The organism is Flavobacterium sp., assembly GCF_039595935.1.
Taxonomy (GTDB): Bacteria; Bacteroidota; Bacteroidia; order Flavobacteriales; family Flavobacteriaceae; genus Flavobacterium.
The window spans coordinates 229,103-251,606 of record NZ_JBCNKR010000005.1; the positions used below are offsets into that span (position 1 = coordinate 229,103).

At 32.5% G+C, this 22,504-nt stretch carries 24 protein-coding genes and 1 pseudogene; 19 read left to right on the forward strand and 6 right to left on the reverse strand.

All coding sequences use genetic code 11. The features are described 5' to 3' along the window. Nucleotides 1–48 precede the first annotated feature (48 nt). The 7 genes and pseudogenes from ABDW27_RS08325 to ABDW27_RS08355 all read left to right on the forward strand — a co-directional run bounded on the left by ABDW27_RS08325 (nt 49) and on the right by ABDW27_RS08355 (nt 6,019). Nucleotides 49–450, forward strand: a complete 402-nt coding sequence (locus ABDW27_RS08325) for a septal ring lytic transglycosylase RlpA family protein (protein WP_343695476.1) — start codon at nt 49–51, stop codon at nt 448–450. A gap of 272 nt (nt 451–722) precedes the next feature. Next, nucleotides 723–1,489, forward strand: a pseudogene (locus ABDW27_RS08330) (AAA family ATPase). Between the two features lie 5 nt (nt 1,490–1,494). Then, the gene (locus ABDW27_RS08335) at nt 1,495–2,397 is read left to right on the forward strand and encodes a ParB/RepB/Spo0J family partition protein (protein ID WP_343695477.1); all 903 of its coding nucleotides are present in this window, start codon (nt 1,495–1,497) and stop codon (nt 2,395–2,397) included. Continuing rightward, the gene (locus ABDW27_RS08340) at nt 2,397–2,957 is read left to right on the forward strand and encodes a DUF5683 domain-containing protein (RefSeq protein ID WP_343695478.1); all 561 of its coding nucleotides are present in this window, start codon (nt 2,397–2,399) and stop codon (nt 2,955–2,957) included. Before ABDW27_RS08335 ends, ABDW27_RS08340 begins: the two co-directional genes overlap by 1 nt. A gap of 42 nt (nt 2,958–2,999) precedes the next feature. After that, on the forward strand, nt 3,000–3,701 hold the full coding sequence (gene dapB, locus ABDW27_RS08345) for a 4-hydroxy-tetrahydrodipicolinate reductase (RefSeq protein ID WP_343695479.1): 702 nt from the start codon (nt 3,000–3,002) through the stop codon (nt 3,699–3,701). A gap of 61 nt (nt 3,702–3,762) precedes the next feature. Continuing rightward, nucleotides 3,763–5,316, forward strand: coding sequence for a signal peptidase I (gene lepB / locus ABDW27_RS08350; RefSeq protein ID WP_343695480.1), 1,554 nt, complete (start codon nt 3,763–3,765; stop codon nt 5,314–5,316). Nucleotides 5,317–5,404: 88 nt separating this feature from the next. After that, on the forward strand, nt 5,405–6,019 hold the full coding sequence (locus tag ABDW27_RS08355) for a WbqC family protein (protein WP_343695481.1): 615 nt from the start codon (nt 5,405–5,407) through the stop codon (nt 6,017–6,019). Between the two features lie 77 nt (nt 6,020–6,096). On the opposite strand, the gene ABDW27_RS08360 is transcribed toward ABDW27_RS08355, so the two are convergent. From ABDW27_RS08360 to ABDW27_RS08385, 6 genes are all read right to left on the reverse strand, one after another. After that, nucleotides 6,097–7,149, reverse strand: coding sequence for an endonuclease/exonuclease/phosphatase family protein (locus tag ABDW27_RS08360; protein WP_343695482.1), 1,053 nt, complete (start codon nt 7,147–7,149; stop codon nt 6,097–6,099). A gap of 16 nt (nt 7,150–7,165) precedes the next feature. Next, nucleotides 7,166–8,029 carry a rhomboid family intramembrane serine protease gene (locus ABDW27_RS08365; RefSeq protein ID WP_343695483.1) on the reverse strand — a complete coding sequence of 288 codons (864 nt, stop codon included), beginning with the start codon at nt 8,027–8,029 and terminating at the stop codon, nt 7,166–7,168. 45 nt (nt 8,030–8,074) lie between these two features. Then, nucleotides 8,075–8,824 (reverse strand): rhomboid family intramembrane serine protease, encoded by a 750-nt coding sequence (locus ABDW27_RS08370; protein ID WP_343695484.1) that lies wholly within the window; start codon nt 8,822–8,824, stop codon nt 8,075–8,077. Beyond that, on the reverse strand, nt 8,821–10,764 hold the full coding sequence (mutL, locus tag ABDW27_RS08375) for a DNA mismatch repair endonuclease MutL (protein ID WP_343695485.1): 1,944 nt from the start codon (nt 10,762–10,764) through the stop codon (nt 8,821–8,823). Before mutL ends, ABDW27_RS08370 begins: the two co-directional genes overlap by 4 nt. Before the next feature lie 175 nt (nt 10,765–10,939). Then, a complete protein-coding gene (gene ribH, locus ABDW27_RS08380) occupies nt 10,940–11,512 on the reverse strand; it encodes a 6,7-dimethyl-8-ribityllumazine synthase (protein WP_343695486.1) in 573 nt (190 codons plus the stop codon). Between the two features lie 83 nt (nt 11,513–11,595). After that, complete coding sequence (locus tag ABDW27_RS08385; RefSeq protein WP_343695487.1) at nt 11,596–12,375, reverse strand: tetratricopeptide repeat protein; 780 nt, start codon at nt 12,373–12,375, stop codon at nt 11,596–11,598. Nucleotides 12,376–12,616: 241 nt separating this feature from the next. Here ABDW27_RS08385 and ABDW27_RS08390 point away from each other — a divergent pair, with 241 nt between their 5' ends. From ABDW27_RS08390 to ABDW27_RS08445, 12 genes are all read left to right on the forward strand, one after another. Beyond that, on the forward strand, nt 12,617–13,696 hold the full coding sequence (locus ABDW27_RS08390) for a DNA replication/repair protein RecF (protein ID WP_343695488.1): 1,080 nt from the start codon (nt 12,617–12,619) through the stop codon (nt 13,694–13,696). Nucleotides 13,697–13,811: 115 nt separating this feature from the next. Beyond that, the gene (locus ABDW27_RS08395; protein WP_343695489.1) at nt 13,812–14,486 is read left to right on the forward strand and encodes a DUF2461 domain-containing protein; all 675 of its coding nucleotides are present in this window, start codon (nt 13,812–13,814) and stop codon (nt 14,484–14,486) included. A 90-nt stretch (nt 14,487–14,576) separates the two neighbouring features. Further along, nucleotides 14,577–15,620 (forward strand): glycosyltransferase, encoded by a 1,044-nt coding sequence (locus ABDW27_RS08400; RefSeq protein WP_343695490.1) that lies wholly within the window; start codon nt 14,577–14,579, stop codon nt 15,618–15,620. A 9-nt stretch (nt 15,621–15,629) separates the two neighbouring features. Continuing rightward, nucleotides 15,630–16,172, forward strand: a complete 543-nt coding sequence (locus tag ABDW27_RS08405; protein ID WP_343695491.1) for a hypothetical protein — start codon at nt 15,630–15,632, stop codon at nt 16,170–16,172. A 96-nt stretch (nt 16,173–16,268) separates the two neighbouring features. Continuing rightward, on the forward strand, nt 16,269–17,282 hold the full coding sequence (gene murB / locus ABDW27_RS08410) for a UDP-N-acetylmuramate dehydrogenase (protein WP_343695492.1): 1,014 nt from the start codon (nt 16,269–16,271) through the stop codon (nt 17,280–17,282). 37 nt (nt 17,283–17,319) lie between these two features. Continuing rightward, nucleotides 17,320–17,820, forward strand: coding sequence for a hypothetical protein (locus ABDW27_RS08415; RefSeq protein ID WP_343695493.1), 501 nt, complete (start codon nt 17,320–17,322; stop codon nt 17,818–17,820). Between the two features lie 10 nt (nt 17,821–17,830). Then, the gene (locus tag ABDW27_RS08420; protein ID WP_343695494.1) at nt 17,831–18,289 is read left to right on the forward strand and encodes a GNAT family N-acetyltransferase; all 459 of its coding nucleotides are present in this window, start codon (nt 17,831–17,833) and stop codon (nt 18,287–18,289) included. Nucleotides 18,290–18,298: 9 nt separating this feature from the next. Next, a complete protein-coding gene (locus tag ABDW27_RS08425) occupies nt 18,299–18,913 on the forward strand; it encodes an FMN-binding negative transcriptional regulator (RefSeq protein WP_343695495.1) in 615 nt (204 codons plus the stop codon). 83 nt (nt 18,914–18,996) lie between these two features. Then, nucleotides 18,997–20,103, forward strand: a complete 1,107-nt coding sequence (locus ABDW27_RS08430; RefSeq protein ID WP_343695496.1) for a glycosyltransferase — start codon at nt 18,997–18,999, stop codon at nt 20,101–20,103. Continuing rightward, the gene (locus ABDW27_RS08435) at nt 20,094–20,645 is read left to right on the forward strand and encodes a sigma-70 family RNA polymerase sigma factor (protein ID WP_343695497.1); all 552 of its coding nucleotides are present in this window, start codon (nt 20,094–20,096) and stop codon (nt 20,643–20,645) included. Before ABDW27_RS08430 ends, ABDW27_RS08435 begins: the two co-directional genes overlap by 10 nt. A gap of 155 nt (nt 20,646–20,800) precedes the next feature. After that, on the forward strand, nt 20,801–21,625 hold the full coding sequence (locus ABDW27_RS08440) for an energy transducer TonB (RefSeq protein WP_343695498.1): 825 nt from the start codon (nt 20,801–20,803) through the stop codon (nt 21,623–21,625). 114 nt (nt 21,626–21,739) lie between these two features. Beyond that, complete coding sequence (locus ABDW27_RS08445; RefSeq protein WP_343695499.1) at nt 21,740–22,471, forward strand: DUF4184 family protein; 732 nt, start codon at nt 21,740–21,742, stop codon at nt 22,469–22,471. Nucleotides 22,472–22,504: the final 33 nt, after the last annotated feature.

The following is a 22,504-nucleotide window of genomic DNA, read 5'->3' on the forward strand; positions in this document are numbered from 1 at the left end:
TTCATCTTTCCCTAATAGCTTTTTTTGCCCGCTAATAGAAATTCGAATATGAAAAAAATATTACTCTATATAGCTTTAGCGGTTTCCGGAACAGTTGCAGCGCAGGAAAGTTCAGTTGACACAGATTCTGAAGTTGAAAAGTGCGAGTATATTATGTACAAGAAAAATGCCCACGCTTCGTATTATCATGATAAATTCACCGGAAGAAAAACAGCGAGCGGCAGGAGATTTAACAATAATGAACTAACAGCCGCTCATAAAAAATTTCCTTTTGGCACTAAACTAAGAGTTACAAACGAAATAAATAATAAATCTATAATTGTAGAGATAACCGACAGAGGCCCCTTTATTAAAGGTAGAGAAATAGATCTAAGCAAAAGAGCTTTTATGGATATTGCTTCAAATAAAAAAAGCGGTTTAGTATATGTAACTATAGAAATTTTAAAATAAAAATATCTTCCCTTTTTCAGCTTAAATATTTTACAAAAGAAATCGACAATGAGGTTATTTTTTTAGTGTAAATTTTAAATTTATTCGCTTTTACTGAAAAACCAACAGCGAAATTCATCAAAATTTAGCCGGCAGTTTTATTCATAACTAAAATTATTTTGAGCCGAAGACCCATAAAACAACGATTAAGCAAACTTTCTTAAATGTTAACAAAATAGATTTTCAAAAACCATAAATAATTGTATTTTTACGGTTCAAAATTCAGAAAATAAATGGGCAAAATCATTGCTATTGCTAATCAAAAAGGAGGCGTTGGAAAGACTACTACATCAGTAAATCTTGCAGCCGCATTAGGTGTTTTAGAAAAAAAGTATTATTAATTGATGCTGATCCTCAAGCCAATGCTACATCTGGCCTTGGGATTGATGTAGAAACAGTTGAAACTGGAACTTATCAAATCCTCGAGCATACTGTAACACCAAAGGAAGCCATTTTACAATGTACAGCTCCAAACGTAGATGTGATACCTGCTCACATTGACCTTGTTGCTATCGAAATTGAATTGGTTGACAAAGAAAACCGTGAGTACATGCTTAAAAAAGCATTGGAAGAGGCAAAACAAGAATATGACTTTATCATTATCGACTGTGCGCCATCTTTGGGCTTATTAACACTGAACGCTTTAACAGCTTCAGACTCAGTAGTTATCCCTATTCAATGTGAATATTTTGCACTTGAAGGATTAGGAAAATTATTGAATACCATTAAAAGTATTCAAAAAATTCACAACCCTGATCTTGATATCGAAGGATTATTACTTACAATGTATGATTCAAGATTACGTTTATCTAATCAGGTGGTTGAAGAGGTTCAAAAACACTTTAACGATATGGTTTTTGAAACTGTAATTCAGCGAAATGTAAAATTAAGTGAGGCACCAAGTTTTGGAGAAAGCATTATTAATTATGATGCTACCAGCAAAGGTGCAGTTAATTACATTCATTTAGCTCAAGAAATTATAAAGAAAAACAGTAAATAGTTTTTATGACAAAAGCAATTAAAAAACAAGCCTTAGGTAGAGGATTATCAGCATTATTAAAAGATCCGGAAAACGACATTACATCAGTAGAAGACAAAAATGCTGATAAGGTTGTTGGAAATATTATTGAGCTTGAAATAAGTGCTATCGAAATAAATCCGTTTCAGCCTAGAAGCAATTTTAATGAAGAATCATTACGTGAGTTAGCCACTTCTATTAAAGAACTTGGTGTAATTCAACCTATTACTGTTCGAAAATTAGATTTTAACAAATACCAGTTAATTTCCGGAGAGCGTCGTTTACGTGCTTCAACTTTAGTTGGTTTAACTCATGTTCCTGCTTACATTCGTATTGCAAACGATAATGAGTCTCTTGTTATGGCATTGGTTGAAAATATTCAGCGTCATGACTTAGACCCTATCGAGATTGCTCTTTCGTATCAGCGTTTAATTGACGAAATTCAATTAACACAAGAACAAATGAGCGAACGTGTTGGAAAAAAACGCTCAACGATCTCTAACTATTTACGTCTTTTAAAACTAGATCCGATTATCCAGACAGGTATTCGCGATGGTTTTATCAGTATGGGTCACGGTCGTGCCATAATCAATATTGAAGATTTAGATGTTCAGACAGATATTTACCAAAAAATTGTAAGTCAGAACCTGTCTGTTCGTGAAACTGAAGCTTTAGTTAAAAATTATCACGAAGGTGTTCAGCCAAAAGCAGAAGGAAAACCAAAAACAGATTCTGCATTTGTTGTAAGAGAAACACAAAAAAATACTTTCAACGATTATTTTGGTTCGAAAGTTGATATTAAAGTTGCTGGAAACGGAAAAGGAAAAATCACAATTCCATTTAATTCTGAAGCCGACTTTAACCGAATAATAAAATTAATAAACGGATAGTGAATAAAATTGTCCCCATAGGCATATTGTTCTTTTTCATAGGAACCGTATCTCTTTTTGCCCAGGTAAAAAAAGACACGGTTTTGGTCGTTAAAGACACTGCTGCATTAGTAGAAATTGACCCGCTTAGACCAGCAAAAGCAGCTTTTTATTCCGCTATTTTACCAGGTTTAGGTCAGGCATACAACAAAAGATACTGGAAAATTCCACTTGTTTACGGAGCCATCGGAACAAGTTTGTACTTTTACATTGACAACAGCAAAAAATACCATGAATATCGTGACGCCTACAAACGAAGATTAGAAGGTTATAACGATGACAAATTCAACTATCTGGATGAAAGCCGACTTATTGCCGGTCAAAAATTCTACCAGAGAAACAGGGATTTATCTGCCTTATTTGTTGTTGGTTTTTATGTTTTAAACATTATTGACGCCAATGTTGATGCGGCTTTACTTCAATTTAACGTAAACGAAAGATTATCACTTCGACCAGAAATTTATCCAGCCGATGTAACATTTAAACCAAACGTTGGACTAACTTTTAACTATCATTTTTAAATAGTTTCTTCTATTTAAAAAAATTTACAAAATACATACAAAATGAAAATTGCGCTTTTAGGATACGGAAAAATGGGCAAAGTAATCGAAAGAATTGCTTTAGAAAGAGGTCATGAAATTGTTTTAAAAAAGGATGAATTTAATACCTACGACGGACTTTCGACTGCCGATGTTGCCATAGATTTCAGTGTTCCGTCTGCAGCAGTAAGCAATATATCTGCCTCTTTTAATGCCAATGTTCCTGTAGTTTCAGGAACAACAGGATGGTTAGAACATTATGATGAAATGATTGCGCTTTGCAATGAAAAAAAGGGAGGTTTTATTTCGAGCTCTAATTTTAGTTTAGGTGTAAATATTTTCTTTGGACTAAACGAATATTTAGCCAAAATCATGAACCAATTTGACTCTTATAAAGTTTCGATGGAAGAAATTCATCATATTCATAAACTTGATGCACCTAGCGGTACTGCCATTTCTCTGGCACAAGGAGTTATAGAAAACAGCAACTATAACGAATGGACTTTAGAGGAAGCAAAAAACAATCAAATCCATATTGAAGCGAAACGTATTGGAGAAGTTCCGGGTACACATACCGTAAATTACGATTCTCCAATTGACAGCATCGAAATTAAACACACAGCTCACAATCGCGAAGGATTTGCCCTTGGTGCTGTTATAGCAGCTGAGTGGCTTGCCGGAAAGCAAGGAATTTTCACCATGAAAGATGTATTAAACTTACAATAAAACTGAATAAGGTTTTGAATTAAACATTCAATTCTGAATTTAAAACTTAAAATACAATATTATGACACTTTACTCTTGGTTCGTATTTTTCTTAGCGGTACAAATAATTCATTTCGTTGGTACATGGAGAATGTATCAGGCAGCTGGAAGAAAAGCTTGGGAAGCCGCTATTCCTGTGTACAACTCAATTGTTTTAATGAAAATTATCAGCCGCCCAACCTGGTGGACACTGTTGCTTTTTATTCCAATTATCAACCTGATTATGTTTCCGGTTGTTTGGGTTGAAACACTTCGAACATTTGGTAAAAAATCAACTTTAGATACTCTTTTAGGAATTTTCACTCTTGGTTTTTACATCTATTATGTGAATTATACTCAAACACTTGTTCACAATGCCGATAGAAAATTAACTCCTGAAAACAAAACAGCCGATACTGTAAGCTCATTACTTTTTGCTATTATCGTAGCAACTTTAGTACACACTTATGTAATTCAGCCTTATACAATTCCAACTTCTTCGTTAGAAAAATCTTTATTAATTGGAGATTTTTTGTTTGTAAGCAAAGTAAATTATGGTCCTAGAGTTCCTATGACAACTGTTGCATTGCCGATGGTTCATGACTCTATTCCATTAACAAAAAGAAAATCATATTTAAGCTGGCCGCAATTGCCTTATTTTAGACTTCCGGCTTTTGAACAAATAAAGCGAAATGATATTGTTGTATTTAACTGGCCAGTTGACACCGTACATTATTTCTACGAACCAAAAGGAAGACCTGGTGTTATAAAACCAATTGATAAGAAATCTAACTACGTAAAAAGATGTGTTGGTATTCCTGGAGATAGTTTATCGATCGTAGACGGCTTTGTATTCATTAACGGCAAAAAATTAATTTTACCAGAAAGAGCTAAACCTCAATATTCTTATTCAGTAGCTTTAGACGGAAAAACTTCAATTGATTTTGAATCTTTGTTTAAAGAATTGGATATTACAGATCCTGCAGGTTTTAGAACTGAAAAAAGAGACACTCTTTACTTTAGAGCTTTAACAGAAGCCGGAGCTGAACGCCTTAAAAATACTCCTGGTGTTACTGCTGTAAAAAGAGAAATTGATCACGGAAATGACAACGCTATTTTTCCACATATCAACAAATGGAATCAGGATAATTTTGGTCCAATTTATATCCCACAAGCTGGTAAAACTGTTGCGCTGACAAATACATCTTTACCTTTCTACAAAGAAATCATTACCAATTACGAAGGCAATACTTTAGAATTACAAGGTTCTAAATTTATCATAAACGGTAAAGAAACTAACACTTATACCTTTAAACAAAACTACTATTGGATGATGGGAGACAACCGTCATAACTCAGAAGATAGCCGTTACTGGGGTTACGTACCAGAGAACCATATCGTAGGTAAACCTGTTTTCATCTGGATGAGCTGGGACACAAACGGAAAAGGTATCAATAAAATTCGCTGGAGCAGAGTTTTCACAACTGTTGACGGCGAAGGACAGCCTCACTCTTATTTCAAATATTTCTTAATTGTTCTTGCTCTTTATTTCGTTGGAGAATTTTTCTGGAGAAAAAGAAAACAGAACAAAGCTTAAAACGTTTATTCGTTAAACTGGTAAATCGTTTAATTGTTTCTCAAAAAGAACGATTAAACGATTTACCGATTAAACAAAACATATAATCATGAATTCCTTATTACTTCCTACTTATTTTCCGTCAATCAGCCACTTTGCAGTTATGGCTCAATCTGAAAATATCACTTTTGAGATGGAAGATAATTTCCAAAAACAGACTAACAGAAACAGAACGTATATCTATAGTCCAAACGGAATTCAGTTATTAAATATCCCTGTCAAGCATTCTAAAGCTGCCCATCAAAAGACAAAAGATATTTTGATCGAAAATGAATTTGACTGGCAGAAACAGCATTTTAAATCATTAGAAGCTGCTTATAGAAGCTCTCCTTTCTTTGAGTATTTTGAAGACGATATTGTACCTATTTTCGAAAAGAAACATACTTTTTTGATGGATCTTAATTTTGAAGTTTTAGACATTGTAACAAAATGTCTGAGAATGAAATTAGAATTTGGAAAAACAACTGAGTATTTTCATGAAGTAGAAAACATTTCTGATTTCAGACATTTGGCAAACGGCAAAAAAGACCAAAATTCATTCGAAAAATACACTCAGGTTTTTGACGATAAGCATGGTTTTATAAACAACTTAAGTGTTTTGGATTTACTTTTTAATGAAGGAAAATTTGCAATGGATTATTTAAAATCTCAGAAAATAATTTAAGTTGGGAATTATAAGTTATGAGATCTCAATTAACATTTAACGTCCAACTTATAACTCATAACTCAAAACTTTCCCCACTAAAACTGATCAATAGAAAGCCTGGTCATTATTGGGTAATGATCTGAGTTTTCAAAATCAGAAAAACTTTCAAACTGCTTTACTTTCATTTTTGTATCAGTAAAAATGTAATCGATTCGGGCCGGATAATATTTAAACTTATACGTTGCTCCAAATCCTTCTCCTGCTTCTTCAAAAGCATCTTTAAGTTTTCCTTTTATATTTCTGTAAACGTATGAAAACGGACTGTTATTCATATCCCCGCAAATAATGATTGGGTATTTACACTTTTTGATATGCTCTTTAAATATCTCTGCCTGTTCTTGCTGCTGCGTAAATCCTTTACTGATTCTGGCATAAATACGCTGTGATTTTTTTTGGTTTACATTATCAATATCATCAGAAATCTCGCTTACATCCGGAGATATTTTAATAGACTGCAAGTGCATATTATAAACACGAATAATATCTTTACCTCGTTTGATATCAGCATAAACCACATTGTTATCTGATTTCGGGAAAATGATATTTCCTTCGTCTATAATTGGAAATTTTGAAAAAATGGCCTGACCGGTTTTCACTTTTTTTCCATCAATAAAAATATAACGGTGCGGATAAACTTTCAAGTCAAGATGTGCTGAATTTGAATATTCCTGAATACATAAAATATCCGGGTCTTTATCATCAATAAATGTTTTGATATTTTCCGGGATATCATCACGGTCCAGCCACTTAAAAACATTGAAAAGACGAACATTATAGCTCATTACAGAAAAATCTCTTTCATCTTTGATATAATCTTTTGCAGAGAATTTGTAGAATTTGCTGATGAAAGTAATTCCGGTTAACAAAACCAAACCAGACAAAATAAGGCGTTTTTTAAACTGTATTGCCCAATAAATAAAGAACAACCCATTTGCAACAAAAAAAGCCGGCATAAACAGCGTAAGCACCGATAAAAGCGGAAAACTTTTAGGTGCTAAAAAAGGTAAAATATAGACACTAAATGTAAGCACAGTCAGCACTATATTCAAAAAGAACATTATTTTATTAAACCACGAAAGGTTTTTCATATTTTTTGGCTAAGGATTATTTTCCAGCTTTAAATAAAAACTCTTTTTCTTCTTTTGTCAGACAGTCATAACCAGACTGGCTGATTTTGTCTAAAATTTCATCAATCTGTTGCTGCGTTTTATCTTTCGTAACAATCTTAGATGTTGTTTTTTCAGTAGGTTTTTTATAATTCTTATGAACGGTTTTAAATGGGGTCGTTGGAGATTTTCTGAAAAGATTCGCAAAGAAATCTAATATTCGGGTAACAATACGGCTTAAATCAGTTCCGTTTTGAAGTAATTTTATGTAGGCAAATCCAAAAAATGCTCCTGCTAAATGCGAAATATGGCCACCCATATTTTCCAAACGAAACTGCATTAAATCTAAAACTAAGATTACACCTGTAATATGCCAAAGTTTAACGTTTCCAAAAAGAAATAAACGAACATTCATTAAAGGCTGATATGTGGTAGCTCCTACTAAAATCGCCATTATAGCGGCCGATGCCCCAACCATTGAAGCTGAAGTTCCTAAAACATAAAAACTTAGAGCAAAGACAATTCCTGAAAAAATCGCACCTAAAATATATAATCCTAAATATTGTTTTTGCGTAAAAAAGGTCAAAAATAAATTGCTTGCAAAGTTCAAAACCATCATATTGAACAACAAATGCAAAAATCCGAAATGAAAAAATGCATACGTTAAAAATGTCCAGGGTTTAAACATAAAAACCTGAGGGTCCGAAGACAATGCCAGCCAGTTTGGATAATCAAAACCTCCTCCAGAATAATTATAGAAAAAAATCAGCGAAATAAGAAAACAAGCAACGTTCCAATAAATAACCTGCATTGCAATGCCACCCAATTTATATTGAAGTTTTAAATCGTCAAGAATATTCATAAAGTCTTCTTTTGGTTTTTAAATTTAATTAATTAAAGTTAAAAATTAATTCCATCGATTGTTGTTAAACTGATTTTTTTTCCAGTACAACATCATTAAAAAACCAGCAACTGCACCACCAATATGTGCGAAATGCGCTATTCCTGTTCCGCCACTTCCAAATAAAGAACTTCCTTTTAAACCTAAAAATAAATCAATAGCCAGAAGTCCAGGAACAAAATATTTTGCTTTGATTGGAACCGGAATAAACAACAATGCAAGCTGAGCATTAGGAAACATAAAAGCAAAAGCCGTAAGCAAACCATAAATCGCTCCAGAAGCTCCCAAAACTGCGCTTCTATAAGCCCCAGTAAAATTATCAAATTGAGAAACAGTTAACATTTCTTTCCATTGTACAACAATTTTCCCTTCACCTAAAAGCTGTAATATATAGTTTTTTGAAAATCCATTAGCCATTAAAACATTTAAACCATCCTGAAAATAATAGTAATTTACCGCAAAATTCAGCAAAGCCGCACCCAAACCACATGAAATATAAAAAAACAAGAATTTTTTACCACCCCAAAAATGCTCAAGCATTGAACCAAATGAATATAATGCAAACATATTAAATGCAATATGCAAAAAATTAGCATGCATAAACATATGCGTAATTATCTGCCATATTCCAAAATTTGGGTTTTCTGGAAAAAACATAACTAAAAAATCATAAGAAACCGGCACTAACTGAGCACCAATAAAAAATATAATATTAATAATTAGCAGTTGTTTAACCACTGGAGTCATATTCATCATAAGGCAAACTTTTTATCTATATCTTCCACACGCATGGTAATGAAAGTAGGTTTTTGAAAAGGTGAAATATTAGGATCTTTACAGGCAAACAAACCGTTTACCAAATTATCTTGCTCTTTTTCGGTTAAATAAGATCCGGTTTTAACCGCTAAACTTTTCGCCATCGATTTGGCAATTGTATCGTTTTGACTGTAACTATTGGCAGGAATCCCGTCTTGTAAATCGCTCAATAATTGCTCGATTACAATAGAAACTTCGCTTTCTGTAATGTTTACCGGAATTCCGGAAATCACAATATGATCTGTTTTTGATTCATCAAATACAAATCCGGTTGTCTCTAAAGATGGTTTTAATTCTTCAATCAATTTCATTTCTGAAGCTGAATAAAACAAATCCAACGGAAAAAGCAACTGCTGACTCGACGCCTGATTAACTGTCATATTCAGCAAAAACTGTTCGTATAAAATACGCTGATGCGCACGCTGCTGATCTACAATTATCATTCCTGATTTAATAGGCGACACAATATATTTTTTATGAATTTGATAGGTTTTCTGGCTCGCCTGTTCTACTTCATCATCATTAAATAAAGAAGAGGCTACTTCTTCATTTTCAAATGTAAAAGGAGAACTTTCTATAGCTTCAGGATTTTCTGTATCCAAACCAACATATAAACTTTCCCAGCTCGCCGTAGGTTCTACTCTTTTAGAATAGCCTGAATAGGATGATCCGGAAAACGATGAAGCTGAAGATGAGGAAGAAGATCCTGAACTATAACTTCCTGAACCAGATCCCGATCCTGTTTTTGTATAATGCTGATTGGTTTTATCATCTGTAAACGGATTAAAAGTTCCATCAACCTGAATGGTCGGAATCTCTGCTTCAACGTCTTTATAATGATATGGTGTATCTAAATTTGAATCTCTGTCAAAATCTAAAACAGGCGCTACATTAAACTGCCCTAAGCTATGTTTTATAGAAGCTCTTAAAATAGCATACAAAGCTGACTCGTCATCAAACTTAATTTCTGTTTTTGTTGGATGAATATTAATATCAATTGTATTTGGCGGAACTTGTAGATATAAGAAATAACTTGGCTGTGAACCATCTTTTAAAAGCCCTTCGTAGGCCGCCATAACTGCATGATGCAAATAACCACTTTTAATGAAACGATCGTTTACAAAAAAGAATTGTTCTCCTCTGTTTTTCTTCGCAAATTCAGGTTTACATACAAATCCCTGAATATTTATAATTTCGGTGTCTTCATTTACCGGAACCAATTTTTCATTGGTTTTACCCGACATTATTCCAACTATACGCTGACGATAACCTGCTGATGGAAGATTGTATAATTCGCTTCCGTTATGATAAAAGCTAAAGTGGATATTCGGATGTGCTAAAGCTACACGCTGAAATTCATCCATTACATGACGAAATTCTACCGTATCTGACTTTAAGAAGTTTCGGCGTGCGGGAATATTAAAAAATAAATTTTTAACCGCAAATGAAGTTCCTTTTGGTAAAACTGCTACTTCCTGCGAAACAAACTTACTTCCTTCAATAACAATATGAGTTCCCAGTTCGTCCTGTTCCTGCTTGGTTTTCATTTCCATGTGAGCAATCGCGGCTATAGAAGCCAATGCTTCACCACGGAAACCTTTTGTAGCAAGAGAAAACAAATCTTCGGCCTGACGAATTTTTGAAGTTGCATGTCTCGCAAAGCACAAACGAGCATCTGTAACCGTCATCCCGACTCCATTATCAATAACCTGCACTAATGATTTGCCGGCGTCTTTTATAATCAATTTGATATCGGTTGCTTTTGCATCAACAGCATTTTCTAACAATTCTTTTACGACAGAAGCTGGTCTCTGAACCACTTCTCCGGCAGCAATTTGGTTAGCAACGTGATCAGGAAGTAATTGAATAATACTCGACATTGAAAATTTTAGATTGTAGATTAACGATTTAAGATTTTTGATTTGAATCTAAACCAAAAACAACAAATTTAGTGAATTTCTCTTGGGTTTTTAAATATTGGCAATCATAAAAAAAACAAAAAACCTATACCATTATGACACAGTATAGGTTTTAATATTTTTTAAAACAAATGTGTTATTCGTTCTCTATTTTAATTGGTGTTTCTTCAATTTGAAGTGCACCCGAAGTCAGTAATGGCTGATTGAACGGATGCGTAATAGAGGCCTGCTGGCGAATGTAAGCCATTTTTATTGCCGCAATCGCAGCTTCAGTTCCTTTGTTTCCGTGAGCACCGCCGCTTCTGTCGATAGACTGCTGCATATTGTTGTCTGTTAAAACACAAAAGATAACCGGAATATCGGTTTGAACATTTAAGTCTTTTATTCCCTGAGTAACGCCTTCGCAGACAAAATCAAAGTGTTTTGTTTCTCCCTGAATTACACAGCCAATAACAATAACTGCATCGACGTTTTGTGTCTGAAGCATTTTTTTTGCGCCATAAATCAATTCAAAACTTCCCGGAACATTCCAGCGAATGATTTGCTGTGCAGGAACATCACAGTCGATTAAGGCATCAAAAGCACCATTATAAAGTCCTTCTGTTATAACATCGTTCCACTCAGAAACAACAATCCCAAATCGAAAGTCTTTCGCATTTGGGATCGTGTTTTTATCGTATTCTGATAAGTTTTTATTTTCGGTAGCCATCTTTAATATTTTAGATTTTTGATTTTAGAATTTAGATTCTTAAAATACAAATCTACAATCTTAAATCTAAAGTCTAAAATTTTTTATTGTGCTAATCCAATCAAAGCATCTACAGAACCTGCTTCCGGAGTTGCATCAAAGTTATCTTTAATATCGTTTAAGTATTTTAAAGCGTCTTCTTTTTGACCTAAAGCGATTGCTGTTTTAGCCGCTTTTAATAAGAAACGAGGCGTAGTAAAATCATTTTTATTAGATTCAGCTGCTTTTACATAATAATCTAAAGCTTCTTTTTGATTATTCTTTTGAGAATAAGCATCTCCGATAGCTCCTTTTGCCAAAGCACTTAAAATTAAATCATCAGATTTGAATTCGCCTAAATATTTAATAGCGTCATCAAATTTTCCTGTATTCAAATAGGCCATACCTGCATAGTAGTTAGCCAAATTTCCAGCATCAGTTCCAGAATATTCTTCAGCAATTTTCACAAATCCAAATTTACCTTCAGATCCGTTTAATGCTAATTTATATAATGAATCACTCGCAACACCATTTACAGCTTTATCAAAATTTTGCTGTGCCACAAACATTTCGTTTGCAGCTTCGTCTTGTTTTGGGTTTTCAATAAATTTTTGGTAAGCCAAATAACCAATTGTAGCAACTGCAATACCAGCAACTAAACCAATAATGATTTTTTGATTTTTAGCAACCCAATCCTCAGTTCTTGAAGCAGTTTCATCTAATTTAGAAAAAACACCAGCTGTTGTGCTGTCTTTTTCGTCAATTACTACCTGTTGTTCTTCATTTACTTCTTTAACTTCCTTTTCTTTTGGTGCTTTATATCCTCTTTTATTGTAAGTAGCCATTTAAAATTAATTTAGTGAACGGCAAAAATAAAATTTTTCTTGAAACTGAGGCAAAAAAAATCAAAATTATCACTATTTTAAAAAAAATATTTTCAGAGAAGCTAACTGCTTTCACATCAGCATTAAAATAAATCAACTTGAAATACCTCAAAAGCCCTTTATATCGATAAAATTAGATAATTTTACGCCCTCAAATTATCTTGTTCAAAATGGTAATTTTTCTTTTTAGAGTCTCTTAAAAATGCATTTAAACAAAATTTCTTTATTCAATTACAAAAATTTCGCCGAAGCCAGTTTTGATTTCGACGTCAAGATCAATTGTTTTGTTGGTAAAAACGGAATCGGAAAAACGAATGTATTGGATGCTATTTATCATTTGGCTTACGGAAAAAGTTATTTTAATCCGCTTGCCGTTCAGAATATCAAACACGGTGAAGAGTTTTTTGTAATTGATGCTGAATTAGAAAAAAACGAAAGATCAGAGCAAATCGTCTGCAGTTTAAAAAAGGGACAAAAAAAAGTTTTAAAAAGAAATGGAAAGCCTTACGATAAATTTTCAGATCATATAGGCTTTATTCCGCTTGTAATAATTTCTCCGGCCGACCGCGATTTAATTGTTGAAGGAAGCGAAACCCGTCGTAAATTTATGGACAGTGTGATTTCGCAGTTAGATTCAACGTATCTACATCAGCTTATTCAATATCAAAAAGTAATTGTACAGCGAAATGCTCTTTTAAAATATTTTGCACTCAACCATACTTTCGACAACGATACCTTATCTATATATAATGAGCAGTTAAATGAATACGGAAAATCGATTTTCGAAAAACGAAAAGATTTTCTGGAACAGTTTATACCTATATTTAATGTACACCATCAGGCCATAACCGGTTCTGAAGAATCAGTACAATTAGTTTACGAAAGTCATTTATTCGAAAAAGATCTTTTGACACTTTTACAAGAAAACATAAATAAAGACAGAGCTTTACACTATACGACTTCGGGAATTCATAAAGACGATTTATCTTTTGAAATTGATTCACATCCAATAAAGAAATTTGGATCGCAAGGACAGCAAAAATCTTTTTTAATTGCCCTGAAACTGGCACAATTTGAGTTTTTGAAAAAACAAAGCGGTGTAAAACCTATTTTATTATTCGACGATATTTTCGATAAACTAGATGAAACCCGGGTTGCTAAAATTGTCGAAATGGTAAACAGTGAAACTTTTGGACAGCTTTTTATATCCGATACGCATCCGGAAAGAACTGAAGCGATTGTAAAATCAACACATCAAACCTATAAAATATTTAATTTGTGATTTTTGACCGACGTGAAAATTGATATAATTTGTACCAATCATAATCAGGAATCACAATCAGGAAATCATTAAATTAGCCTTAAAAATATAAAACAACTGCAATAAAAACCGATATATGCTAACGAAAGAATCATTGCAATTTTTAGACGATTTAAAAAAGAACAACAACAGAGAATGGTTTCAGGATAACAAAAAACGTTATGAAATCTTCAAAAAAGATTATCATCAATTAGTAAGTGATTTTCTTGATGTTATGAAACCTTTAGATCCTTCGCTTGAATTATTGGAAGTTAAAAACTGTACTTTTAGAATCAATCGTGATATTCGTTTTTCTAAAGACAAATCACCTTATAAAGCACATTTAGGCGTTTGGATGTCGGCTGGTGCAAAAGGCGCAAATCGTTCCGGATATTATGTTCATATCGAAAAAGGTGCGAGTTTCATTGCCGGCGGATTTTATTCTCCCGAAGCAGAAGATTTAAAGAAAGTCCGCAAAGAAATTGCTTTTTTCTATGATGATTTGCAAGAAATCCTAAACAATAAAGATTTCAAAAAAGAATTTGGAAGCTTAGATATCAATGAAAATAATTCTCTTAAAAGCATGCCGCGCGGTTATGAAAAAGACCATCCGGCAATTGAATTTTTAAAATTGAAAAGCTTCACGGCAACTCAAAAATATGATATTTCAGAAGTAACTCAGAAAGATTTCGTTTCAAAAATGAGTAAAAAACTGATTGCTCTAAAGCCTTTAAACGAATTCATAAATCGTGCTTTAGAAACTGAAGAATAAAAAAAGACAGATCGCCACGAATTCACGAATTAATACTAATCAATTTTGCCAAAATAAATTCGTGAATTCGTGGCGAAAAAATATTTTACAATGAAAAGAAAAATACTTTTTCTTGGAGAATCGTATCGCGCCGACGCCATAACATGGATGAAAGGCTTAAAAGAATTTGGCGATTTTGAGATTATCACCTGGGAGCTTCAAACCCCAAACCACCAGAGATTCAAACGCATTTTAGAATATTTCTTCGCTCCAGTTTCTATTCGAAAAACCATCAAAAAAGAAAAACCGGACATGGTTATTGCCGAAAGAACCACAAGTTATGGTTTCTTAGCTGCATTATCTGGTTCAAAAACCATTGCAATCGCACAACAAGGCCGAACCGATTTGTGGCCGGAAACTTCCGTTTTGTATCCGTTTAAAAAGTTTATTCAGAAATATGCTTTCAAAAAAGCGCATTTAATTCATGCCTGGGGACCTGTTATGGCAATTCACATGAAAGCAGCTGGTGTTGATATGAATAAAGTTTTAGTTCTGCCAAAAGGAATTGACTTATCTCTTTTTACACCTTTTACAAATAATTCTAATAAAATTGAAGCGATTGTAACTCGTTCGCTGCAGCCAGAATATCGTCATGATTCTATTTTAAAAGCATTTGCCATTTTACATCAAAAAGGAATAGATTTTTCTTTGACGATTGTTGGAGATGGGACCCGATTACAGTTTTTAAAAGATTTAGCAAAAGAACTTCAAATAGAAAATAAAGTAATTTTTACAGGAAGAATTCCGAATACTGAACTTCCTAAATTATTACAGCAATCAAATATCTATATCAGTATGCCAATAACAGAAGGCGTTTCGGCATCATTATTTGAAGCTATGGCCTGTAATTGTTATCCTGTAGTTTCTGATATTCCCGGAAATCAAAGCTGGATTACGCATCGTGAAAACGGACAATTGATTACAATAGATGATATACAAATGCTTGCAGATGAATTAATCTGGGATTTTGAAAATCCTGAATCCCGAAATCAGGCTATTATTCGAAACAGAAAATTTGTAGAAGAAAATGCTAACTATGATATTAATATGAAGGTGATTTCGGAGAAATATCATGAGTTATTGGATTTAAAATAAAACAAAACCATGTCTCAATATACTTATAAATCTTCTATTGATTTTATTACTGATTTATGTTTTGAATATATTGAAACCTATTCATTTCAACGCGGGGAAGAATTTGAAAAGAACAATCAATTAAATCTAAGTGAATATGAGACATTACAACGAAGAAAACTTAGAAAAAATGATTTAACCAGCCCTCAAGAATTAAAGCTTAACGAATTAAAAAAACTTGTAGGTTTTACTCAATATATATTAAATGAAGAAGGAGAATTTCATTTTTCGAGTAAAAAAATAAACTCGTTTAAATCTACAGATAAGGAAGCAATTAATTTAAAAAACATTCTGAAAACAGAAATCAACGAAATTCCAGATTGGATGTGTGCTCCCAAATATCGAGATGCTGTTGTATTCTATGACAAAAACAATAAAATAATTACAAGTCTAAATATTTGTTTAAGCTGCCAGTATATGGAAACAGAAATGTTTAATCATATAAATGGTGACAAATTAACTTATGATTTATTAAAACAATTCTTTATTGAGATTGGACATGATGTCGAATGACAAGCTTATTTTTAACAAAAACACATTTTAGTCAAAAGTGAACTCAAACAAATTATAATCCTTATTTTTGACCCAAGATTAAAACGCCTTTTATATATGCAAATCCAATCCAATTTTTCTTTAAAAAACTATAATACATTTGGCATTGATGCTAATGCTAAAGAATTTGTTGCTGTACATTCTATCACAGAATTAAAAACCGTTTTAGAAGAAAACAAAAACAAGAAAAAATTTATTTTGGGCGGCGGAAGCAATATGCTTTTAACTCAAGATATTGACGCATTGGTTATTCACATAGACTTAAAAGGAAAAAAAATAATCAAAGAAGATGATGATTTTGTCTGGGTTGAAAGTCAGGCTGGCGAAGTATGGCATGATTTTGTTCTCTGGACAATCGACAATAATTTTGGTGGATTGGAAAATATGTCTCTAATTCCCGGAAATGTCGGCACAACTCCTGTACAAAATATTGGCGCATACGGAACTGAAATCAAAGATACTTTTGTTTCCTGCGACGCCATGAATATCGAAACTCAGGAAACAAAAACTTTTACAAATGCCGAATGCGATTTCGGATATCGTGAAAGCATTTTTAAAAATGAAGTTAAAGATCAATTTATAATTACTTCTGTGATTTATAAGTTGACCAAACGCAATCATAAAATCAACACTTCTTACGGAGATATTTTGGCTGAATTAGCAAAAAATAATATTTCGACACCAACATTAAAAGATGTTAGCAACGCTGTAATTACAATTAGACAAAGCAAACTTCCGGACCCAAAGGAGTTAGGAAACAGCGGCAGTTTTTTTAAAAATCCAATTTTATTGAAATCTGATTTTGAAAAAATTCATCAAAAATTCCCGGAAATGAAGTTTTACGAAGTTTCAGCAACCGAAGTAAAAGTTCCGGCTGGCTGGCTGATCGAACAAGCTGGTTTTAAAGGAAAACGTTTTGGTGATGCAGGAGTTCATAAAAATCAGGCTTTAGTTTTAGTGAATTATGGAAACGCAACGGGTCAGGAAATTTTGGCCGTTTCAAAAGATGTTCAAAAAACCGTTTTTGAGATTTTCGGTATACATATTGAAGCAGAAGTCAATGTGATATAAAAACTCAACCTTTACTAGCTTACCAACCAAACCATTAATGAAAGAATTAAATTTCAAAGTTATATTACTCCAGATATTAGGAATGATTTTCCTGATTAATGGTATTTTACAGCTTAGATTTTACACCGTATCAGGAAAAATTATTTGGGCAGAACAACATTCGCAATATCATAATTCACAATATTGGAACAAATTACTTCCTTCAAAAGAAGGTATTTTAAATTTTTGGCCCAATGTGTATGTATGGATATTTTTAGGATCTTTAATTGGAATTATCATACTTGCTTTTTTGAATTGGAAAAGCAAACTTTCTTCTCTAAATACTATTCTGGTTGCAATGGTATTATATATTCTTCTAAGGCTTAAATTTTTTAGAAGAGAAATAGTATCCCAAATATTTCGTCCGGTGAGAGACTTGTGTTCAGATGATTTTGGAATTCAATGTTTGATCGAAGGAATAGTTTTTACCTTTATAGGCGTCACTATTATCTACCTGAGTATTATCCAAATTTATCTCAACTCAAAAAAATTGAATTAAAAACAGTGTAATGACAGAGCCGATTTTGATTAAAAAAGCAAATCCAAACGATGAAAAAGTTCTGTCAATTATCGAAGAATTGTCGGCAAATCTTTATCTTCGTTTTGGAAGCGATGGAAAAAATTCTTTTACAGGCTGGCAGTTCAATAATTCGAATTTTGTATTTGTAACAGCAGAAATTAAGAATGAAATTGTTGGCTGCGGCGCGATTAGACCAATTGACGAAAACACAGGAGAAGTTAAACGAATGTATTCTAAACTTCCGCGAAAGAAAATAGGACAAACCATTTTAGCTTTTTTAGAAAATCAGGCAAAAAATATTGGCTACAAAGAATTAGTTTTAGAAACAAGAGTAAAAAACGACGAAGCCGTTCAATTTTATCTCAAACAAGGATATAAAGTTATTCCGAATTACGGAAAATATAAAGATCGGCCAGAAGCTGTTTGTTTTGGAAAATCTTTAAAATAAATTCACAAAATGTATACACCAGAATTATATAAAAATGAAGATCCTGAATCAATCAGAACTTTTTTAAAAGAAAATAGTTTTGGAATTCTAATCAATCAGACTAACGAAAAATTATGTGCTACACATATTCCGATAGAATTAGAAATCAATGCTGATGGAAAAGAAATTCTGCAGGGACATATTTCCAAACTGAATCCGCAGGCAGATGGTTTTAAAGAAAATGATCAGGTTTTAGCCGTTTTTACAGGTCCGCATAGCTATATTTCTTCATCCTGGTACGATCATGAAAATGTACCAACATGGAATTACATAGCCGTACATGTTTACGGCAGAATCAAAATTGTAGATTATTCTACTTCGGTCGAGCAGTTAAAAAAACTGGTTGATAAATACGAAGTAAATTCTAAAAATCCGGTTAAGGTTGAAAATTTATCTGAAAAAACCATGCGCGAAGCCAGAGGAATTTGGGGTTTTGAAATCGAAATTGACGAGATTCAGGCCACAAAAAAACTTTCTCAAAACCGTGATGATTACAATTATAAAAACATAATTTCGGAATTAGAAAAAACAGAAAACCCTCAGTCTATTGCTGTTGCGAAAGAAATGTCGAAATGCCGAAAGTAAATTGAGATTAAACATTGAAAATTAGTAATTCATAACTACATTTGTTCTCTCAAAAATTGAAATATTAACAGACATTAAAATATATGCTTATAACTTTATTTTACTTCTTTATTGCTATTGTTTTTATCCAGCTTTTCTATTATTTAGGGATTTTTGGAAAATTTGCTTTTGCTAAACCTCAAGACGTTACACCAAAAAATATTCCGGTTTCAGTAATTGTCTGCGCAAAAAATGAAGAAGAAAATGTAAAGAAATTTATTCCGTTATTGGCAGAACAAAATTACCCTGATTTTGAGATTGTTTTAATTGATGATGCTTCCAGCGATGAAACACTTGAAGTTTTTGAAGAATTTGAAAGCAAATACCCTAACATCCGATTGGTTAAAGTTGAAAACAATGAAGCTTTCTGGGGAAATAAAAAATACGCTTTAACTTTAGGTATTAAAGCCGCTAAAAAAGATTATTTACTGTTTACAGATGCTGATTGTTATCCAACTTCAAAAGAATGGATTACGACAATGGTTTCTCAATTTAGCACAGAAAAAACAATTGTGTTAGGTTATGGAGGTTATGAAAAAATAGAAAGATCTTTATTGAATAAGATCATTCGTTTTGAAACTGTTTTAACAGCTGTACAATATTTCTCCTGGGCAAAAGCCGGACTTCCATACATGGGAGTTGGAAGAAACTTAGCTTACAAAAAAGAAGAGTTTTTTAATGTAAATGGTTTTATCGATCATATTCAGGTACGTTCTGGTGATGACGATTTATTTATAAATCAGGCTGCAAACAAATTAAACACAACGATATCTTACAGCCCGGAAAGTTTTACTTATTCAAAACCTAAAGAATCTTTTAAAGACTGGTTTACTCAAAAAAGAAGACACGTTTCTACAGCTCAATATTATAAGTTTTTTGACAAATTTCAACTAGGAGTTTTCTTCTTATCACAATTATTTTTCTTTTTATCAGTTATTATTCTTCTGGCATTTCAATTTCAATGGATTACAGTTGTAGCTATTTTAGCAACACGTTATACAGTTGTTTGGACCGTAATTGGATTTTCTGCCGGAAAACTGAAAGAAAATGATATTAAAATTTGGTTTCCAATATTAGAAATTATGCTTATTATAGCACAAATTAATATCTTTATCACTAATATTTTTTCAAAACCTGTATATTGGAAATAAATTCTAAAATAGAAAAAGCTAAAAAAGGTGACCAGGTCGCCTTTACTTTTTTATTAGATTATTTCTGGAATGAAGTTTACAGCTTTATGCTTAAACGCACAGAAAATGAAACTACTGCCGAAGATATTACTATTGAAACTTTCTCTAAGGCTTTTGATAAAATAGCTTCTTATAATCCGGAATTTCAATTTAATACCTGGCTTATTGCGATTGCAAAAAATGTCTACATTGATTTATTACGAAAAAAGAAAACCAATCTTTTTATAGAAATCACAGACACAGAAGACCAGCAGGCATATAATATTCCCGACACTACTCCATCTGCAGAAGATGCATTAATTAAAGAGCAAAACCTCTCTCGTTTGCTTGCATGCATCAAAGAATTAAAACCTCACTACCAGGAAGTAATTCAGTTAAGATACTTTCAGGAAATGTCTTATCAGGAAATTGCTATTAAAATTAACGAGCCTTTAAGCAGCGTTAAAGTAAAATTACTACGAGCTAAAAAATTATTAGCAGAAATCATCAACCGTAATAGATAATTTATTATCTTTAGAAAAAGAATGAAATATAATCATATTTTTTCTTAAAAAATTATTTATTCACACACTAAAACAACAACTCTCACGTTGTTTGCTTAAACCCAATTCCCTATCGCGTATGATTTAAAGTTACTTAACCTTAAAATCCAAAAATCATGTCTAAATTAAGCATCTATGAAAACAAGTGGATAGACCTTGTTTTCGAAAACAAAAACAAAGAGTACGGAGCGTATCAATTACGTCAGGAAAATTCAAAAACAACAGTAACAGCCCTGTTTATGGCTTTATTGTTAATAACTGCCTTAGGAAGTGTATCGATGCTGATTAACAAATTTAGATCGCATGAAATTGTTGAGCCAGCGCCAATTCCGTTAGATGATGTAATTCATCCAATAGATCTTGATCCTCTTGTAAGGCCAAAGACTAAAGATCCTGTTGTACCTCCTGTAAAACCGACAGCACCAGCAGCACCTGTAACATCAACTCAATTGACACATCCGGTTATTGCACCACCAGAACAGGCAGTTGATAACATTGCTGCTAATGTAGACAATACCCCTCATGTTGATAATACAGGAACACCTGGAACGGGAACAAATACAATACCTGGAACCGGAGGAGAACCTGCAGTTGTTGATGTAGTTGATCCTAACATTGTTGTTGGCACAACTGATTTAGATAAATTACCAGAATTCCCTGGAGGAATTAAAAAGTTCTATACTTATGTTGGTAATAATTTTACTAAACCAGAATTGGACGCAGAAAGAACATTACGCGTTTATGTTTCGTTTGTAATCGAAAAAGACGGAACTATGACTGATATTGTTGTTAAAAACGATCCGGGATTTGGAATGGGAAAAGAAGCTGTTAGAGTTTTAAAATCATTAAAAACAAAATGGGCTCCTGGAATATTAAACGGAAAAGCTGTTAGAACTTCTTACAATCTTCCTATAACAATAAAAACAGGAGAATCTGAATAAAAATAAAAAACAATAACTTGTAGAGAAAAGCAGAACCTAAGGTTCTGTTTTTTTTATGGTTTTATCTAAAAGTTTATCTTTAACACAAAATCAATCTTTTAAACAGTAATCAAAATGCCTTTTACTTTTGCCCACCCTGCAATAGTTTTACCTTTTAAATACTTTTCTAAAAAATGGTTTTCATTAACCGGGCTTATTATTGGCAGCATGATTCCCGATTTTGAATATTTTATAAGAATGAGGGTTCAAAGTAATTACAGCCATACATTGACAGGTGTTTTTTGGTTTGATTTACCTTTTGCATTAATTCTTTGTTTTATTTTTCACAATATTGTAAAACAGCAATTATTCCATAATTTGCCCCTGAATATTCAATCTAGAGTTTTATTATTTACTCATTTCAAATGGAATAATTATTTCAGACAAAACTGGATTACAGTAATAATTTCTATTTTAATTGGAACTGCATCCCATTTATTTTGGGACAGTTTTACTCACAACCACGGATACTTTGTAGATCATATTTCTGCATTAAAGGATTCAGTTATAATTTGTAATAAAAAAATTCCACTCTTAAAGTTAGCACAACATTTTAGTACAATTATTGGCGGGTTAATTATTCTGTTTTCAATTTCAAAACTTCCAAAAAACAATATTCACAAAAATTCAATAAGTAAAAGTTATTGGTTTTATATTTTATCATTTTCAACGATAATCTTTATTATTCGTTTTACAATTGGGCTTTCAATCAATGAATATGGACACATAATTGTTTCTGCAATATCTTCATTTTTATTGGCTTTAATATTGACTACTCTTATTTTTAATTCGAAAAGCACTTGTTAAAATCTATCAAAATCAATTACTTTTACAATGAAT

Bases quoted from the DNA above. Each gene is read 5' to 3' on its own strand.
- ABDW27_RS08325 (WP_343695476.1), top strand. From the start codon at position 49: ATGAAAAAAATATTACTCTATATAGCTTTAGCGGTTTCCGGAACAGTT.
- ABDW27_RS08335 (WP_343695477.1), top strand. From the start codon at position 1,495: ATGACAAAAGCAATTAAAAAACAAGCCTTAGGTAGAGGATTATCAGCA.
- dapB (WP_343695479.1), top strand. From the start codon at position 3,000: ATGAAAATTGCGCTTTTAGGATACGGAAAAATGGGCAAAGTAATCGAA.
- lepB (WP_343695480.1), top strand. From the start codon at position 3,763: ATGACACTTTACTCTTGGTTCGTATTTTTCTTAGCGGTACAAATAATT.
- ABDW27_RS08355 (WP_343695481.1), top strand. From the start codon at position 5,405: ATGAATTCCTTATTACTTCCTACTTATTTTCCGTCAATCAGCCACTTT.
- ABDW27_RS08360 (WP_343695482.1), bottom strand. From the start codon at position 7,149: ATGAAAAACCTTTCGTGGTTTAATAAAATAATGTTCTTTTTGAATATA.
- ABDW27_RS08365 (WP_343695483.1), bottom strand. From the start codon at position 8,029: ATGAATATTCTTGACGATTTAAAACTTCAATATAAATTGGGTGGCATT.
- ABDW27_RS08370 (WP_343695484.1), bottom strand. From the start codon at position 8,824: ATGATGAATATGACTCCAGTGGTTAAACAACTGCTAATTATTAATATT.
- mutL (WP_343695485.1), bottom strand. From the start codon at position 10,764: ATGTCGAGTATTATTCAATTACTTCCTGATCACGTTGCTAACCAAATT.
- ribH (WP_343695486.1), bottom strand. From the start codon at position 11,512: ATGGCTACCGAAAATAAAAACTTATCAGAATACGATAAAAACACGATC.
- ABDW27_RS08385 (WP_343695487.1), bottom strand. From the start codon at position 12,375: ATGGCTACTTACAATAAAAGAGGATATAAAGCACCAAAAGAAAAGGAA.
- ABDW27_RS08390 (WP_343695488.1), top strand. From the start codon at position 12,617: ATGCATTTAAACAAAATTTCTTTATTCAATTACAAAAATTTCGCCGAA.
- ABDW27_RS08395 (WP_343695489.1), top strand. From the start codon at position 13,812: ATGCTAACGAAAGAATCATTGCAATTTTTAGACGATTTAAAAAAGAAC.
- ABDW27_RS08400 (WP_343695490.1), top strand. From the start codon at position 14,577: ATGAAAAGAAAAATACTTTTTCTTGGAGAATCGTATCGCGCCGACGCC.
- ABDW27_RS08405 (WP_343695491.1), top strand. From the start codon at position 15,630: ATGTCTCAATATACTTATAAATCTTCTATTGATTTTATTACTGATTTA.
- murB (WP_343695492.1), top strand. From the start codon at position 16,269: ATGCAAATCCAATCCAATTTTTCTTTAAAAAACTATAATACATTTGGC.
- ABDW27_RS08415 (WP_343695493.1), top strand. From the start codon at position 17,320: ATGAAAGAATTAAATTTCAAAGTTATATTACTCCAGATATTAGGAATG.
- ABDW27_RS08420 (WP_343695494.1), top strand. From the start codon at position 17,831: ATGACAGAGCCGATTTTGATTAAAAAAGCAAATCCAAACGATGAAAAA.
- ABDW27_RS08425 (WP_343695495.1), top strand. From the start codon at position 18,299: ATGTATACACCAGAATTATATAAAAATGAAGATCCTGAATCAATCAGA.
- ABDW27_RS08430 (WP_343695496.1), top strand. From the start codon at position 18,997: ATGCTTATAACTTTATTTTACTTCTTTATTGCTATTGTTTTTATCCAG.
- ABDW27_RS08440 (WP_343695498.1), top strand. From the start codon at position 20,801: ATGTCTAAATTAAGCATCTATGAAAACAAGTGGATAGACCTTGTTTTC.
- ABDW27_RS08445 (WP_343695499.1), top strand. From the start codon at position 21,740: ATGCCTTTTACTTTTGCCCACCCTGCAATAGTTTTACCTTTTAAATAC.